Genomic DNA, 14,566 nt, shown 5'->3' with positions numbered 1-14,566 from the left:
CCCCCCCCCCCCCGCCCCCCCCAACCCCCGCCCCCCCCCCCCCCCCCCCCCCGCCGGGGGCCCCCCCCCCCCCCCCCCCCCCCCCCGGCGCGGGGGGGGGTGGCTCGTGGGGTGGCTGTGGCCGTGGCCGTGGGGTGACCTTGGCCGTCGTGGGTTGGTTGTTGGTGTGCTGAACGTGGTGGGTTGGTCGCGGGCGGGCGGGCCGGCCACGGCTGGCCCGCGCGTGGTGGGTTGGCTGTGGGGGAGCGGGCCGGCCGGTTGGGCTGATCGTGGTGGGTTGGTCGCCGTGGGGTGGCTCGGCCGGTCGTGGGTTGGCTCGCCGTGGGGTGGCTCAGCGTTCCACCGGGCGCTGCTGTGGGCGGGCCCGTACGTGCATCCGTTCGCCCTGTGCGCCGAACAGGCTGAGTACCTCGACGGGCGCACCGCCGGCGGCGCCGAACCAGTGGGGGAGGCGGGTGTCGAACTCGGCCACCTCGCCCGCCCCGAGCACCAGATCGTGGTCGGCCAGCACCAGCCGCAACCGGCCGGCCAGCACGTAGATCCACTCGTACCCCTCGTGCGCGCACGGCTGGGGGGTGTCGCGGCTGGCCGGCAGCACCATCTTGAACGCCTGGAGCGGCCCGGGTTGTCGAGTCAGCGGCACCACCGTCTTGTCGTGCGTGGTGCGGGGTGTGAGCCGCACCCGCGGGTCACCCACCTCGGGGGCGCCGACCAACTCGTCGAGCGGCACCTGATGCGCCTGCGCGATCGGCAACAGCAGCTCAAGGCTGGGTCGCCGCTGTCCCGACTCAAGCCGGGACAGGGTGCTCTTGGAGATCCCGGTGGCCGCGGAGAGCCCGGCCAGGGTGATGCCGCGCTCGGCGCGCAGCCGCTTCAGCCGCGGCCCGACCTCGGCCAGGGCGTGCGCGATGGCGGGTGTCCTGTCCACACACCCATTGCACCGCGCCCGCCCTGGGAGTGGCAATGTGTGTTGCTAAAAGTGGGACGTGGGTGGGGCGTGGGTGGCACGCGGGTGGGACGAGGTGTGGGCTGGGAGGCGTTCCCCGTGGGGGAGTGCGGCGGCCCCGGCCGGCCCGGGCACGGAACACACCCCGCCCTGCGCGGGCGCCAAGCGCGCCCCCACTCCACGCGTCCCGCCGCTCGATGGAACAATTCCCTCCCATTCCCTGAGGAGGGCATTCGTGGTGGCCACCCTGCGCATCGAGGCGTTCGTTCCCGCCGAGAGTCCGATCACCGCCCCGGTCACGAAATTCGGCGGCCAACCGGTATGGCTCGCCGAACCGCAGTGGCCGGTGAATGAGGCGTGGGGCGAGCCGATGCGGTTCGTATGTCAGATCGAACTCAGCGCGGTGCTCGGCGAAGCGGGCCGGGGGAAATTGGCGTACGTCTTCGTCACACATGCGGAATTCGGCGACGTGACGTTCTTCGACCCGGATGTCATCTTCCCCGACGAAGGGGCGAACGCGGTCGTCGTACAGCCGGACGGCGACTCCGTGGGGGCGACGCTTCCGCTGGTCAGCGGCCCGAGCCTGTACCACGCCGCGGACGGTTCGGCCGCGGAGTACACCGTCGTCCTCCGCCCCGATTCCGACGTCGAACCGGAAGGGGAATCCACCCTCGCATGCGGAGGGGAAGGCAGTTCGGACCCCGGCCGAAAACCGGAACCGATCGGCGACGACAAACTGGGCGGCACCCCCGCCTTCTTCCAGGGCGATGACTGGCCGCCCGGCGGCCCCTGGAAACTCCTGCTCCAACTGAGCCCGAATTTCCTGCCCTTCCACCTCCACCTCGGCTCGGCCCCGCTCGCTTTCGCCTTCGTATCACCGGACGCCAGCCGGGGCCGTTTCCTCGTCCAGGACTCCTGACCCCAGACTCCTGACCCCAGACTCCTGACCACATCGATACGGGCGTACGCGGCGAGGGGCGACTGTGGGGTGGGCGTACGCGGTGGGGCGTGCACACCCACCCCCGCGGTGGGGGCGCGCACACCCACCCCACCCCTACCTCACTCCGGCACCGCAACCCGCGCCAACGCCCCCACCTCCAGGGCGCACCACACCGCCCCGTCGTACGCGGTGATGCCGTGCGGTTCGCTGCTCGCATCCGGCAGGTCGTAGTGGGTGAGGTCGCCGGCGGTGGTGATCCGGCCGATGCGGCCCGTGCCCCACTCGGTGAACCACAGCGCGCCGTCCGGACCCGGGGCGATCGCATGCGGTCGGGCCGTACGGTCCGGCAGCGGGAACTCGGTGATCGTGCCGTCCACCGTGATGCGCCCGATCTGGCCGGCGCCGATCTCGGTGAACCACAGGGCGCCGTCCGGCCCGGCCGCGATGCCCACCGGCGCGGCGCCGGCGGTCGGCAGCGGATGGGCGGTGCCACGCCCTTCGACGTCGATGCGGCCGATGGCATGGCTCTGGTTGAGCGTGCACCACAGCGCCCCGTCCGCGCCCGTGACCAGCGACGACGGGAAGGACCCGGGCGCCGGGTACTCCGTGACCCGGCCGTCGGGAGCGATCCGCGCAATGCGGTCGGCGGCCGACAGCGTGCACCACATGGCCCCGTCGGGCCCGGCCGCGATCCCGAACGGGCCGCCGTCGGCCGTCGGCAGCGCCACCGCCTCGTACCGACCGAGCGGCCCGTCCTGCACACCGTCCTGCACACCGTCCGGCGCATCGCCGGCAACCACCCCGCCACCATCCGCCACACCACCACCCGCCGCGCGCAGGAGCCCGCCGGCCACACCCTCCGGCTCCGGCACGATCCGGCCGACCCGATGCGCCCCGTACTCGGTGAACCACAGCGCACCGTCCGGGCCGGGCGCGATCAACGTCGGCCGGGTGCCCACCTGTTGGCGGGCGATGCGGCCCGACCGGTCGCGGCGGGCGATCGCGTTCTCGTGCACCAAGGTGTGCCAGAGTGCCCCGTCGGGCCCTTCGACCAGCGCGTACGGGCCGGCCTCCGGCTCGCTGACCCGATGCGTACGGACCGGGTCGGCCAGCCAGGCGGCGAGCCGTTCGAGTAGTACTTCGCCCTGGTCAGAGAGGTGGAAGGCATGTGGCATGCCCGCGTGCACATCGAGCCGCACGCTCACCCCGGCCGCGTCGGCCGCCTCGCCGAACCGGCGCGCGTCGTCGAGCAGCACCTCATCCGCACCGACGGCCAACAGCAGCGGCGGCAGCCCGGACAACGTCCCGTACAGCGGCGACTGCGGGGCCCGCCGCGGGTCGGCGCCGGCCAGGTAGTCGGCCGTGATGGCGGTCAACACGGCCCGGCTGATGAGGTCCGCCCCACGGACCTCCGCCCCACGAGTCTCCTCCGCCCCACCGACGCCGGCCCCCTCCAACGAAGCCCCGCCCGACGAAGGCCCGCCCGATGAAGGCCCGTCCAGCGAAGCCCCGGACAGGGTGAAGTCGGTGATCGGGGAGACGGCCACCGCGGCGCCGGGCAACGGCCCCTCCGTACGGGCCAGTTCGAGCAGCGCCGACAGCACCAGCGTCGCTCCGGCCGACTCGCCGAAGAACACCACGTCGGCAGCCGACACGCCCGCGGCGAGCACATCCCGCCAGACGCCCAACACGTCGTGCAGCGCCGCCGGGTACGGGTGGGCGGGCGCGAGCCGGTAGTCGACGCGGACCGCGGGACGGCCGGTGGCCTGCGACAACCGGTACGCCATGATGCGTTCGGCGGCGGGCGTGGTGTGCGCGAAGCCGCCGCCGTGCACGTAGAGCACCGCCCCACCGCCGGCGCCGGGCGCCCGTACCCACTCGCCGCGCTCGCCGACCGGCCGCACCTCGGCATCGGCCGGCAGCGGCCCGCTGACCAGCACCCCGATCCGATCCCGGACGGCAGCGGCAGCGGACCCGGGATCGGATACGGGTGACGCGGGCGCGGGCGCGGCGGCGGCGACGCCGCCGTCGGCGGAGTGCGCGGGACGGACGGGAACAGCAACGGTCTGGAGCAACAGTCCTCCGTGGGATCGGACGGGCAGTGGGGTGCGGGCGCGGTGCGGGGAACGCGTACGTACCGGGGTGACGCGCCGGACGTCGGCCGGCCGCCCACGACGCGTCGGGGAGGTCGGGCGCCACGCCCGGCGGGTGCAAGTTTGCAACGGTCGTAAAGTTACGCACCGCCTCACCGGGGTGTCAACGTATAAATACAACGGAGGTAAGGTTTGCTCATGGGTATCGAGGAGAACTCCACGCCGCACGGCGCAGCGACCGGCCTGCGCGAGACCAAGAAGCGTGAGACGCGCCAGCTCATCTCCGACCGGGCCACCGAACTCTTCATCGCGCAGGGCTTCGAACGCACCACAATCGCCGACATCGCGGACGCGGCCCGGGTCGCCAAGAAGACGGTGACCAACTACTTCCCGCGCAAGGAAGACCTGGCTCTTGACCACCAGGACGCGTTCACGGGTGCGCTGGCGGCCACCGTCGCGGACCGCGCGCCGGGCGAATCCGCGCTCGCCGCGCTGCACCGCGCCTTCCTCGCCGCGGTGGACGCGCAGGACCCGGTGGCGGGGTTCGCCGGCCTCGGCTTCACCCGCATGATCGCCGACAGCCCGACCCTGACGACCTGCCTGCGCGGCCTGCACGACCAGCGCGAGGACGCCCTCGCCGCCGCCCTCGCCGAGGCCACCGGCGCGGCGCCGACTGACGTCGAGCCGCGCACCGCGGCGGCCGTACTCGGCGCGGTGCACCGCGTCCTCTTCGCCCGCATCCAGCAACTCACCCTCGCGGGCCGCACGGATGAAGAGATCGCAGCGGAGGTCAGGGCCGAGGCGGAGGCGGCGTTCACCCTCCTGGAACCGTCCCTGGCCACGTACGCGACGGCGTGAGCGGGTGAGCGGGTGAGCGGGTGAGCGGGTGAGCGGGTGAGCGGGTACGCGATGGCGCGATCGGGGGAGATCGGGGGAGATCGCGTACGCCATGGCGCCAGCCGGAAAGGAGGGGCACCGGCGACGGGGGAGCCCGGAACAACCCTCCCCACCAGCGCCGGCCGCTGACTTGAGGTCTTGACTTGGAGTCAACTCCAGCACCTAACGTGCCACCCCATGAGCATGCGCTACCGCCCCCTGGGGCGTACGGGGATCGAAGTCAGCACGTACTGCCTGGGCACGATGATGTTCGGTTCCGTGGGCAACGAGGACCACGACGCGTCGGTGCGGGCCATCCACACCGCGCTCGATGCGGGCATCAACTTCGTCGACACCGCGGACATGTACTCCGCGGGCGAGTCGGAGACGATCGTCGGCAAGGCGTTGCAGGGCCGGCGCGATGACGTCGTGCTCGCGACGAAGGTGTACTTCCCGATGGGCGAGGACCCCAACCGGCGCGGCAACGGCCGCCGTTGGATCACCCAGGCGGTGGAGGAGAGCCTGAAGCGGCTCGACACCGACTGGATCGACCTCTACCAGGTGCACAGGTTCGACCCGCGGACCGACCTCGAAGAGACCCTGGGCGTACTGGGTGACCTGGTCACGCAGGGCAAGATCCGCGCCTTCGGCAGCTCCACGTTCCCGGCCGAGCGAATCGCCGAATCCCACCACGTGGCGGAGCGCCGCGCCCTGCCCAGGTTCCGCACCGAACAGCCCCCGTACTCGCTGCTCGGCCGCGGCGTGGAGACCGCGGTACTGCCGACCTGCCAGCGGTACGAGATGGGCGTACTGACCTGGAGTCCGCTGGCCAGCGGCCTGCTCACCGGCAAGTACCGCGCGGGCCGGCCCATCGACCTGACCGTGGGCCGCGCCGCGCTCAGCCCGCACCGCTTCGACCAGTCGATCCCGGAGAACGTCGCCAAGCTGGACACGGTCGAGCAGTTCGCCCTACTGGCCGAAGAGTTGGGCTGCACCCTCCCGGAACTGGCCATAGCCTTCCCGCTGGCCCACCCCGCAGTCACCTCGGTCATCATCGGCCCGCGCACCCAGGAACAGGTGGAGAGCCTCCTGAAGGGCGCCACCCTCACCCTGGACGACGCGACCCTGGACCGCATCGACGAAATAGTCCCCCCAGGCGTCGACCGCTACCAGGTAGACGGCGTCTGGCGCCCCGACTCCCTGACGAACCCTGCGACACGCCGCCGAGCAGTGGGGGACAGGGCGGCGGGGGAGTAACACGCGGATCGCAGGCGAGGACGGCCCGGATCGCACGCGAGGACGGCCCGGGTCGCGGGGTGCGGAGTGGCCCGGGCCCGCGGCCCACCCCGGTACGGCCCCGCCCCCGAACCAGCCGCCCCGCCCGCCGCGGAGCACACCCCGATCGCCTCGAAGCGTCATCGGCCCCGCCGGACCGGATCAACCGCCCCGTACGGCTCTGCGCCCCCCGAGCACGCGCCCCGCGCACCCGGCACCCCCGTGCTCCACCGCCCCACCCGGCCGCAGCCCGGCTCCTCCCACGGCCACCCCGCCGGGGATACCGCCAGACGGGCGACTCGCATTCCTCGCTTTCTCGCCCATCTCCCCGCATTCCTCACTGCGTTGAAAACCCTGGACCGTCCCGTACCCGCCCCGCAGCGCGCACCGCGCAACAAACCGTTGGTTAGCCGCTGGTGAGCCGTGGCAAGCTACAGCTACCGAAGGGGCGTAGCTCAATTGGCAGAGCACCGGTCTCCAAAACCGAAGGCTGTAGGTTCGATTCCTGCCGCCCCTGCTAGATCGACCGAGGTCAGCGCGGCATCGCGCGCCCGTCCGGCAGGCGTTCCAGCCCTTGCCGGCCCCACATGGGTCCGCGTCCGCCGTACGACCCCTGGGCGTCCGTGATCTCCTCCCAGTGGGCCTTTGCCCCAGCACACGCCCCCTCGGGGGGCCAACATGCTCCGGCCGAACGGCATCAGAGCGAGCGGCATCAGAGCGAGCAGCATCAGAGCGTACGGCGTCGGCGGTGTACGACATCAGGGCGTACGCGACGCTGCGGCGCGGGCTCGCGCGTTCGGCGCGGCTGGCCAGCCCGTCGCGTTCCCGGCCGCCGCGCAGCGCCATCGCACCCGCCCCGCCACGCATCCCCACAACACAGCAGGTCCGCCACCCCCGAAGGGCGACGGACCTACCGTTCGCTATGACTCAACGGCTCAACACTGACTGACCTTGACGACCCGCAGCCGTCACGAGCACACCCGCCACCAGCACACCGGCAACGAACGCTCGCGACGAGCACACCGCCACGAACGCTCGCGACGAGCACGCGCCTCCCGCGCATCCCGTCACCGGCCGCCCGGCCGCCCGTCAGTCCTGGCCCGGCCTGCGCGGGCGCCACACCACCAGGGCGCTGGTCTGCTGGACCTGGTCGTAGGGGACCAGGTCGCGGCGGTACGAGGCGTGGACGGCGGCCTCGCGCTGCTGCATGGCCGCCGCGGCGCCCTCCACGGCCTGCTGGAGTTCGGCGACCCGCTGCTGGAGCGCGGCCACTTGATTTTCCAGTTCGATGATCCGCTTGATGCCGGCGAGGTTGATGCCCTCGTCCTGGCTGAGCGCCTGGACCTGGCGGAGCAGGTTGATGTCACGGGCCGAGTAGCGGCGCCCGCGGCCCGCCGTGCGGTCCGGCGAGACCAGGCCGAGGCGGTCGTACTGGCGCAGGGTCTGCGGGTGCAGACCGGAGAGTTGGGCGGCGACCGAGATGACGTACACCGGTGAGTCGTCGGTCAGCTCGTACGGATTGCGGCTGTTGCCGCCGGGGCGGGTGCCTCGGCCGTCCATCTCATTCTCCCTTCGCGGCCTGGAACAGCTCGGCCCGCGGGTCTTCACCCGCCGTGGCGTCGCGGTAGTTCTCCAGCGCGTCGCGCGCCTTGTCGTTCAGCTCGGTCGGCACCGTCACCTCTATGGTGACCAGCAGATCGCCCCGCGTGCCGTCCTTGCGGGTGGCACCCTTGCCACGGGCCCGCATCGTACGTCCGCTGGGGGTGCCGGCGGGCAGCTTCAGGGTGACCGGCGGGCCGCCCAACGTGGGGACCTTGACCTCGCCGCCGAGAGCCGCCTCGTCGAAGGTGACCGGGACCGTGACGGTCAGGTTGTCGCCCTTGCGGCCGAAGACCGGGTGGGCGTCCACATGCACCACGACGTACAGATCGCCGGCCGGGCCACCGGTCTCGCCCGGGGCACCCTTGCCGCGCAACCGGATGCGCTGGCCGTCGCTGACCCCGGCCGGGATGCGGACCTGCATGGTGCGCGAGGAACGGGCCCGGCCGCTGCCCTTGCACTCCTCGCACGGGTCCTGGGCGATCAGGCCCCGGCCCCGGCACTCCACGCACGGGTCGGTGAGCGAGAACCCGCCGCCACCGCCCCGGCTGACCTGCCCGGTGCCGACGCAGGTCGGGCAGACCCGCGGGGTGCCGTTCTTGTCGCCGGTGCCCTGGCACGCCTTGCACGGCGCCTGGCTGGACATCCGCAGCGGCACCGTCGCGCCGTCGACCGCCTCGGTGAAGCTGAGCGTCACCTCGGACTCGATGTCCTGACCGCGCCGCGGCTGCGCCCGCGGCCCCGCACCGCTGCGGTTGAACAGGCCGCCGAACACGTCCCCGATCCCGCCGCCGAAGCCGCCGGCCCCGGGCTGGCCGCCCTGCGGACCGCCGCCCCCGAAGAGGTCGCCGAGGTCGAAGTTGAAGCTGCCGGTGCCCCCGGGGCCGCCGGGACCGGGGCGGAAGCCACCGTTCCCGAACAGCGCCCGGGCCTCGTCGTACTCCTTGCGGCGCTTGGGGTCGGCGAGGACGTCATTGGCTTCGGAGATCTCCTTGAAGCGCTCCTCGGCCTTGGCGTCACCGGTGTTGGCGTCCGGGTGGAACTCGCGGGCGAGCTTCCGGTACGCCTTCTTGATCTCGGCCTCGGTGGCGTCCTTGGGGACGCCGAGGACCTTGTAGTAGTCCTTCTCGACGAAGTCCTTGGTGCTCATCCTCGACGTCCCTCCTCTCCGTACGTCACGTCAGCTCCGTACGCCACGTCAGCCCTCGTCCGGGCCACCGTTCTCCTCGTCAGACGCGTCTTCACCCGTCCCTGCCTGAGCGCCACCGGACGTGGCGCCGGGCTGCGGTTCGGCGACGGCCACCCGCGCGGGGCGGATCGTCCGTTCGCCGATGCGATACCCCGGCTGGAGGATCGACACGCACGTGGTTTCGGTGACGTCCGGCGCGTAACTGTGCATCAGCGCCTCGTGCACCAGCGGGTCGAAGGGCTCGCCCTCCTTGCCGAACTGCTGGAGGCCCATCTTGGCGACCACCGTCTCCAGCGACTCGGCCACCGACTTGAAGCCGCCGACCAGTTCGCCGTGGTCCCGGGCGCGACCGATGTCGTCGAGCACCGGCAGCAGCTCGGAGAGCAGGTTCGCCGCGGCGATCTCCTTGACCGCGACCCGGTCCCGCTCCACCCGGCGGCGGTAGTTCTGGTACTCCGCCTGGAGGCGCTGGAGGTCAGCGGTGCGCTCGCTGAGGGCCGTACGGACCTGGTCGAGCTGAGCCGTCAGCGCCACGTCGTGCTGTGCTTTCTCGTCGAGGCCGGCATCTGGTGCGTCCCCGGCCGAGGCCGGGGGGGGCCCCCCCCCCGGGGGGCCCCCCCCCCCCCCCCCCGGCCCCCCCCCCCCCCGGGGGGGGGCGGCCGGGGCCCCCCCCCCCCGCCCCGCCCCCCCGGGGGGCGTCGGAGGTGGCGTCGGAAGGGACGTCGGGCTGCTCGTCGAAGCCCGGAGTCTCTTCCGTCACGCGGCACCGCCCTGGCGGTTGTCCTTCTCGTCGTCGACGATCTCGGCGTCCACGACGTCGTCGTCCTTGGCCTGACCGGCACCGGCGGCACCGGCGGCGTCGGCACCCGGGGCGCCGGCAGCGGCCTGGCCGTCGGCGTACAGCGCCTGGCCGAGCTTCTGGCTGACCGTCGCGACCTTCTCGGTGGCCTCGCGGATCGCGGCGTTGTCCTCGCCCTTGAGCTTCTCCTTCAGCTCAGTGACGGCGGCCTCCACCTCGCCCTTGACGTCGCCCGGGACCTTCTCCTCGTTGTCCTTGAGGAACTTCTCGGTCTGGTAGACGAGCTGCTCGGCCTGGTTGCGGGTCTCCGCGGCCTCGCGGCGCTTGTGGTCCTCGTCCGCGTACTGCTCGGCCTCGCGCATCATGCGCTCGATGTCGTCCTTCGGCAGCGCGGAGCCGCCGGTGACGGTCATCCGCTGCTCCTTGCCGGTGCCCAGGTCCTTGGCGGACACGTGCATGATGCCGTTGGCGTCGATGTCGAAGGTGACCTCGATCTGCGGCACGTTGCGCGGCGCCGGCGGCAGGCCGGTCAGCTCGAACATGCCGAGCTTCTTGTTGTACGCGGCGATCTCGCGCTCGCCCTGGTAGACCTGGATCTGCACGGACGGCTGGTTGTCCTCGGCCGTCGTGAAGATCTCCGAGCGCTTGGTCGGGATCGTGGTGTTGCGCTCGATCAGCTTGGTCATGATGCCGCCCTTGGTCTCGATGCCAAGCGACAGCGGGGTGACGTCGAGCAGCAGGACGTCCTTGACCTCACCCTTGAGCACACCGGCCTGGAGCGCGGCACCGATGGCCACGACCTCGTCCGGGTTGACGCCCTTGTTGGCGTCCTGGCCGCCGGTGAGCTCCTTGACGAGCTCGGCGACGGCGGGCATCCGGGTGGAGCCACCGACGAGCACCACGTGGTCGATCTCGGACAGCGCGATGCCGGCGTCCTTGATGACGTTGTGGAAGGGGGTCTTGCAGCGCTCCAGCAGGTCCGAGGTGAGCTGCTGGAACTGGGCCCGGGTGAGCTTCTCGTCCAGGTGCAGCGGGCCCTCGGCGGAGGCCGTGATGTAGGGCAGGTTGATCGTGGTCTCGGTGGACGAGGACAGCTCGATCTTCGCCTTCTCCGCGGCCTCGCGGAGACGCTGGAGCGCCATCTTGTCCTTGGACAGGTCCACGCCGTGCCCGTTGTTGAACTGCTTGACCAGGTAGTCGACGACGCGCTGGTCCCAGTCGTCACCACCGAGGTGGTTGTCACCGTTGGTGGCCTTCACCTCGACCACGCCGTCGCCGATCTCCAGCAGCGAGACGTCGAAGGTGCCGCCACCGAGGTCGAAGACGAGGATCGTCTGGTCGTCCTTGTCCAGGCCGTACGCGAGGGCCGCGGCGGTCGGCTCGTTGACGATGCGGAGCACGTTCAGGCCCGCGATCTCGCCGGCCTCCTTCGTCGCCTGCCGCTCGGAGTCGTTGAAGTAGGCGGGGACGGTGATGACCGCGTCCGTGACCTTCTCGCCCAGGTACGCCTCGGCGTCCCGCTTCAGCTTCTGCAGAATGAAGGCGCTGATCTGCTGCGGGTTGAAGTCCTTGCCGTCCAGGTTGATCTTCCAGTCGGTGCCCATGTGGCGCTTGACCGACCGGATGGTCCTGTCGACGTTGGTGACGGCCTGGCGCTTGGCGACCTCGCCGACCAGCACCTCACCGTTCTTCGCGAAGGCGACGACGGACGGCGTGGTCCTGGCGCCCTCGGCGTTGGTGATGACGGTGGGCTCACCGCCTTCGAGAACACTGACGACGGAGTTCGTCGTACCCAGGTCGATGCCGACCGCACGAGCCATGTCTAATCCTCCAGCCAACTTGAGTGGAACTGACTCAAGAGTGCACGACGGATTCCGACCTGTCAACAGACCTGAGTCGAGGCCGCTCAACTTTTATGTAGCCCTTATCTACAGATGGCCTGATCTCGCGCTCCCCTGGGCCGCACGGGCCCCACAGGCCCCATAACCCCCACCGCGGCGCTCCGGCCCGACCTCGCTCCGGCCGGCCCCGATGCGGCTCCGATCAAAGCCCCACCCCGGCATGGCTCCGGCCAAGGCCGCCGCCCCGCCCCTCCATGAGACATCCGCCGCCCCACCCTCGCACCCGCACCCGCACCCGCACCCACGCCTACAACTCCAACCCACACCCACACCCACGATTCCAACCCACACCCACTACGCGCACACGCAGGCGCGAACCCACCCCGTACGCGTACACGCGAGCGCGGGCACGTACGAGCGCACCCGGCGCAGCCGAACGCGCAACAGCGCGGGCGTCAGCGCAGGCGTCGGAACGGCCGTCAGCCACCCGAACGGGCAACAGAAAAGCCGCTCAGGTGAGCCTGAGCGACGCATATCACCGGCTGGTCGAGTACACCGCCCTGCCGATCCTCGGTAATCTCGGCAAAGACCAGATAAGTTACTGCTTAGTAAGTCCGCTCTCGTAGGTTCGAGGAGCCGCCATGCAACTCGCCGCGATCATCGTGTCGCTGGTCCTCATCGCGGTCGGTGTCGCGCTGTTCGGCCGTGCCCTGCTCCAGATCTTCCAGTACGTACGGCTCGGTCAGCCCGTACCGGCGGGGACCAGGACCGACGAACCCGTGCAACGCACGATCACCGTGGCCAAGGAGTTCCTCGGCCACACCCGTATGAACCGCTGGGGCGTCGTCGGCGTCGCGCACTGGTTCGTGGCGGTGGGCTTCTTCTCGCTGCTGCTGACCATCGTCAACGCCATCGGCCAGCTCTTCCAGGCGGATTGGCTGATCCCGGTCATCGGCGACTGGCTGCCGTACGAGGTCTTCACCGAGTTCCTCGGGCTGATGACGACGGTCGGCATCCTCACCCTCATCGCCGTCCGACAGCTCAGCAAGCCGGGCAAGGCCGGCCGCAAGTCCCGCTTCGCCGGCTCGAATTTCGGCCAGGCGTACTTCGTCGAGGCCGTCATCCTCATCGTCGGCCTCTCCATCATGACGCTGCGCGGCCTGGAGGGCGCCCAGCACCACGTCGCCTCGTACGAGGCCGGGTTCTTCGCCTCGTACCCGCTGGTCGCCGCCTTCCGCGAGCTCGACGTCAGCACCTTGCAGAACCTGACCTACCTGGTCGCGATGATCAAGATCTCCACCTCCTTCATCTGGATGATCACGGTCGCCCTCAAGACCGACATGGGCGTGGCCTGGCACCGCTTCCTCGCCTTCCCCAACATCTGGTTCAAGCGCGAGGCGGACGGTTCCACCGCGCTGGGCGCACTGCCGCCGATGGTCTCGGCCGGCAAGCCGATCGACTTCGAGGACCCGGGCGAGGACGACCAGTTCGGCGTCTCGCAGGTCGAGCACTTCTCCTGGAAGGGCCTGCTCGACTTCTCCACCTGCACCGAGTGCGGCCGGTGCCAGTCGCAGTGCCCGGCCTGGAACACCGGCAAGCCGCTCTCCCCGAAGCTGCTGATCATGGGCCTGCGCGACCATGCGCACGCCAAGGCGCCGTATCTGCTCGCGGGTGGCGGCAAGGACGCCGAGGGGGCCGAGAAGGGCACCGAGGAGCAGCTCGCGCAGGTGCCCGCCGGCGCGCTCGCCGAGGCCGAGCGCCCGCTGATCGGGACCCTGGCCGAGAACGGCGTCATCGACCCCGACGTGCTGTGGTCCTGCACCACCTGCGGCGCCTGCGTCGAACAGTGCCCGGTGGACATCGAGCACATCGACCACATCGTGGACATGCGCCGCTACCAGGTCATGATCGAGTCCAGCTTCCCCAGCGAGGCCGGCACGATGCTGAAGAACCTGGAGAAGAAGGGCAACCCCTGGGGCCTGGCCAAGAAGCAGCGCCTCGCGTGGACCAAGGAGGTCGACTTCGAGGTCCCGGTGGTCGGCAAGGACGTCGAGGACCTGACCGAGGTCGAGTACCTGTACTGGGTGGGCTGCGCCGGCGCCCTGGAGGACCGGGCCAAGAAGACCACCAAGGCGTTCGCCGAACTGCTGCACATCGCGGGCGTGAAGTTCGCGATCATGGGCGGCGACGAGGCGTGCACCGGCGACTCGGCCCGCCGCCTCGGCAACGAGTTCCTGTTCCAGCAGCTCGGCCAGCAGAACGTCGAGATGCTGAACATGGCCTTCGGCGAGGACAGCGACGACGAGTCCACGAAGAAGCCCAAGGCCAGCAAGAAGATCGTGGCCACCTGCCCGCACTGCTTCAACACCATCGCCAACGAGTACCCGCAGCTCGGCGGCGAGTTCGAGGTCATCCACCACACCCAACTGCTCCAGCACCTCATCGACGAGGGCAAGCTGGTGCCGGTGACCCCGGTGGAGGGCCTGATCACCTACCACGACCCGTGCTACCTGGGCCGGCACAACAAGGTCTACACACCGCCGCGCGAGATCATCGCCAAGGTGCCGGGGCTGCGGAACGAGGAGATGCACCGGCACAAGGAGCGCGGCTTCTGCTGCGGTGCCGGCGGCGCCCGGATGTGGATGGAAGAGCGGATCGGCAAGCGCGTCAACGACGAGCGGGTGGACGAGGCGCTCTCCCTCAACCCGGACATCATCTCCACCGCCTGCCCGTTCTGCCTGGTCATGCTGAGCGACTCGGTCAACGGCAAGAAGGCGGCGGCCGACGGCACGGGCCCAGGGGTCAAGGAGGCGCTCCAGGTCGTGGACGTGGCGCAGCTCCTGCTCGACTCGGTCAAGACGCCGGCCGAGCCCGATGGCCCGGACGAGGCGGGCGAGGAGGCTGCGGCCCCGGAGCCGCAGCCGGTGAAGTAACCCCACGCGGGCCGCGTACGCGGTACCGACCCGCGAAGACCGCACGCCGGTGGGCGCGACCCCGTACGACACGGG

8 protein-coding genes, 1 tRNA gene and 3 pseudogenes are annotated in these 14,566 nt (G+C 71.0%); 5 read left to right on the top strand and 7 right to left on the bottom strand.

Translation table 11 applies throughout. The annotated features are described in order from the left end of the window. Positions 1-331: 331 nt before the first annotated feature. Positions 332-928: a helix-turn-helix domain-containing protein gene (locus AAHZ94_RS14190; RefSeq protein ID WP_349993224.1), complete on the bottom strand. Its 597-nt coding sequence runs from the start codon at positions 926-928 to the stop codon at positions 332-334. Between the two features lie 253 nt (positions 929-1,181). Between AAHZ94_RS14190 and AAHZ94_RS14185 the strand changes: the two genes are divergently transcribed. After that, positions 1,182-1,865 (top strand): DUF1963 domain-containing protein, encoded by a 684-nt coding sequence (locus AAHZ94_RS14185; RefSeq protein WP_349993223.1) that lies wholly within the window; start codon positions 1,182-1,184, stop codon positions 1,863-1,865. A gap of 140 nt (positions 1,866-2,005) precedes the next feature. Here AAHZ94_RS14185 and AAHZ94_RS14180 read toward each other — a convergent pair. Further along, positions 2,006-2,974 (bottom strand): annotated as a pseudogene (locus AAHZ94_RS14180) (Vgb family protein); the annotation flags it as partial. 129 nt (positions 2,975-3,103) lie between these two features. Beyond that, positions 3,104-3,673 (bottom strand): annotated as a pseudogene (locus tag AAHZ94_RS14175) (alpha/beta hydrolase fold domain-containing protein); the annotation flags it as partial. Positions 3,674-4,177: 504 nt separating this feature from the next. Here AAHZ94_RS14175 and AAHZ94_RS14170 point away from each other — a divergent pair. The 3 genes from AAHZ94_RS14170 to AAHZ94_RS14160 all read left to right on the top strand — a co-directional run bounded on the left by AAHZ94_RS14170 (position 4,178) and on the right by AAHZ94_RS14160 (position 6,647). Next, positions 4,178-4,837 (top strand): TetR/AcrR family transcriptional regulator, encoded by a 660-nt coding sequence (locus AAHZ94_RS14170; protein ID WP_349993222.1) that lies wholly within the window; start codon positions 4,178-4,180, stop codon positions 4,835-4,837. 222 nt (positions 4,838-5,059) lie between these two features. Beyond that, positions 5,060-6,112: an aldo/keto reductase gene (locus AAHZ94_RS14165; protein WP_349993225.1), complete on the top strand. Its 1,053-nt coding sequence runs from the start codon at positions 5,060-5,062 to the stop codon at positions 6,110-6,112. A gap of 462 nt (positions 6,113-6,574) precedes the next feature. Then, positions 6,575-6,647: transfer RNA gene (locus tag AAHZ94_RS14160), tRNA-Trp, on the top strand. Positions 6,648-7,219: 572 nt separating this feature from the next. Here the strand turns inward: AAHZ94_RS14160 and AAHZ94_RS14155 are convergent. The 4 genes and pseudogenes from AAHZ94_RS14155 to dnaK form a co-directional block, all read right to left on the bottom strand. Next, on the bottom strand, positions 7,220-7,690 hold the full coding sequence (locus AAHZ94_RS14155) for a heat shock protein transcriptional repressor HspR (RefSeq protein ID WP_349993221.1): 471 nt from the start codon (positions 7,688-7,690) through the stop codon (positions 7,220-7,222). Position 7,691: 1 nt separating this feature from the next. Continuing rightward, positions 7,692-8,879, bottom strand: a complete 1,188-nt coding sequence (gene dnaJ / locus AAHZ94_RS14150; protein ID WP_349993220.1) for a molecular chaperone DnaJ — start codon at positions 8,877-8,879, stop codon at positions 7,692-7,694. A 48-nt stretch (positions 8,880-8,927) separates the two neighbouring features. Then, a pseudogene (gene grpE, locus AAHZ94_RS14145) lies at positions 8,928-9,678 on the bottom strand (nucleotide exchange factor GrpE). Beyond that, entirely contained in the window at positions 9,675-11,537 is a 1,863-nt protein-coding gene (dnaK, locus tag AAHZ94_RS14140; RefSeq protein ID WP_349993218.1) for a molecular chaperone DnaK, read from the bottom strand. Before dnaK ends, grpE begins: the two are co-directional and overlap by 4 nt. A gap of 662 nt (positions 11,538-12,199) precedes the next feature. Between dnaK and AAHZ94_RS14135 the strand changes: the two genes are divergently transcribed. Continuing rightward, a complete protein-coding gene (locus AAHZ94_RS14135) occupies positions 12,200-14,491 on the top strand; it encodes a (Fe-S)-binding protein (protein WP_349993217.1) in 2,292 nt (763 codons plus the stop codon). Positions 14,492-14,566 lie beyond the last annotated feature (75 nt).

Origin of the sequence: Streptomyces sp. HSW2009 (assembly GCF_040240285.1) — a bacterium.
Classification (GTDB): domain Bacteria; phylum Actinomycetota; class Actinomycetes; order Streptomycetales; family Streptomycetaceae; genus Streptomyces.
Note: the sequence above shows the minus strand (reverse complement) of the source record. Positions and strands in the feature narration are given on the sequence as shown.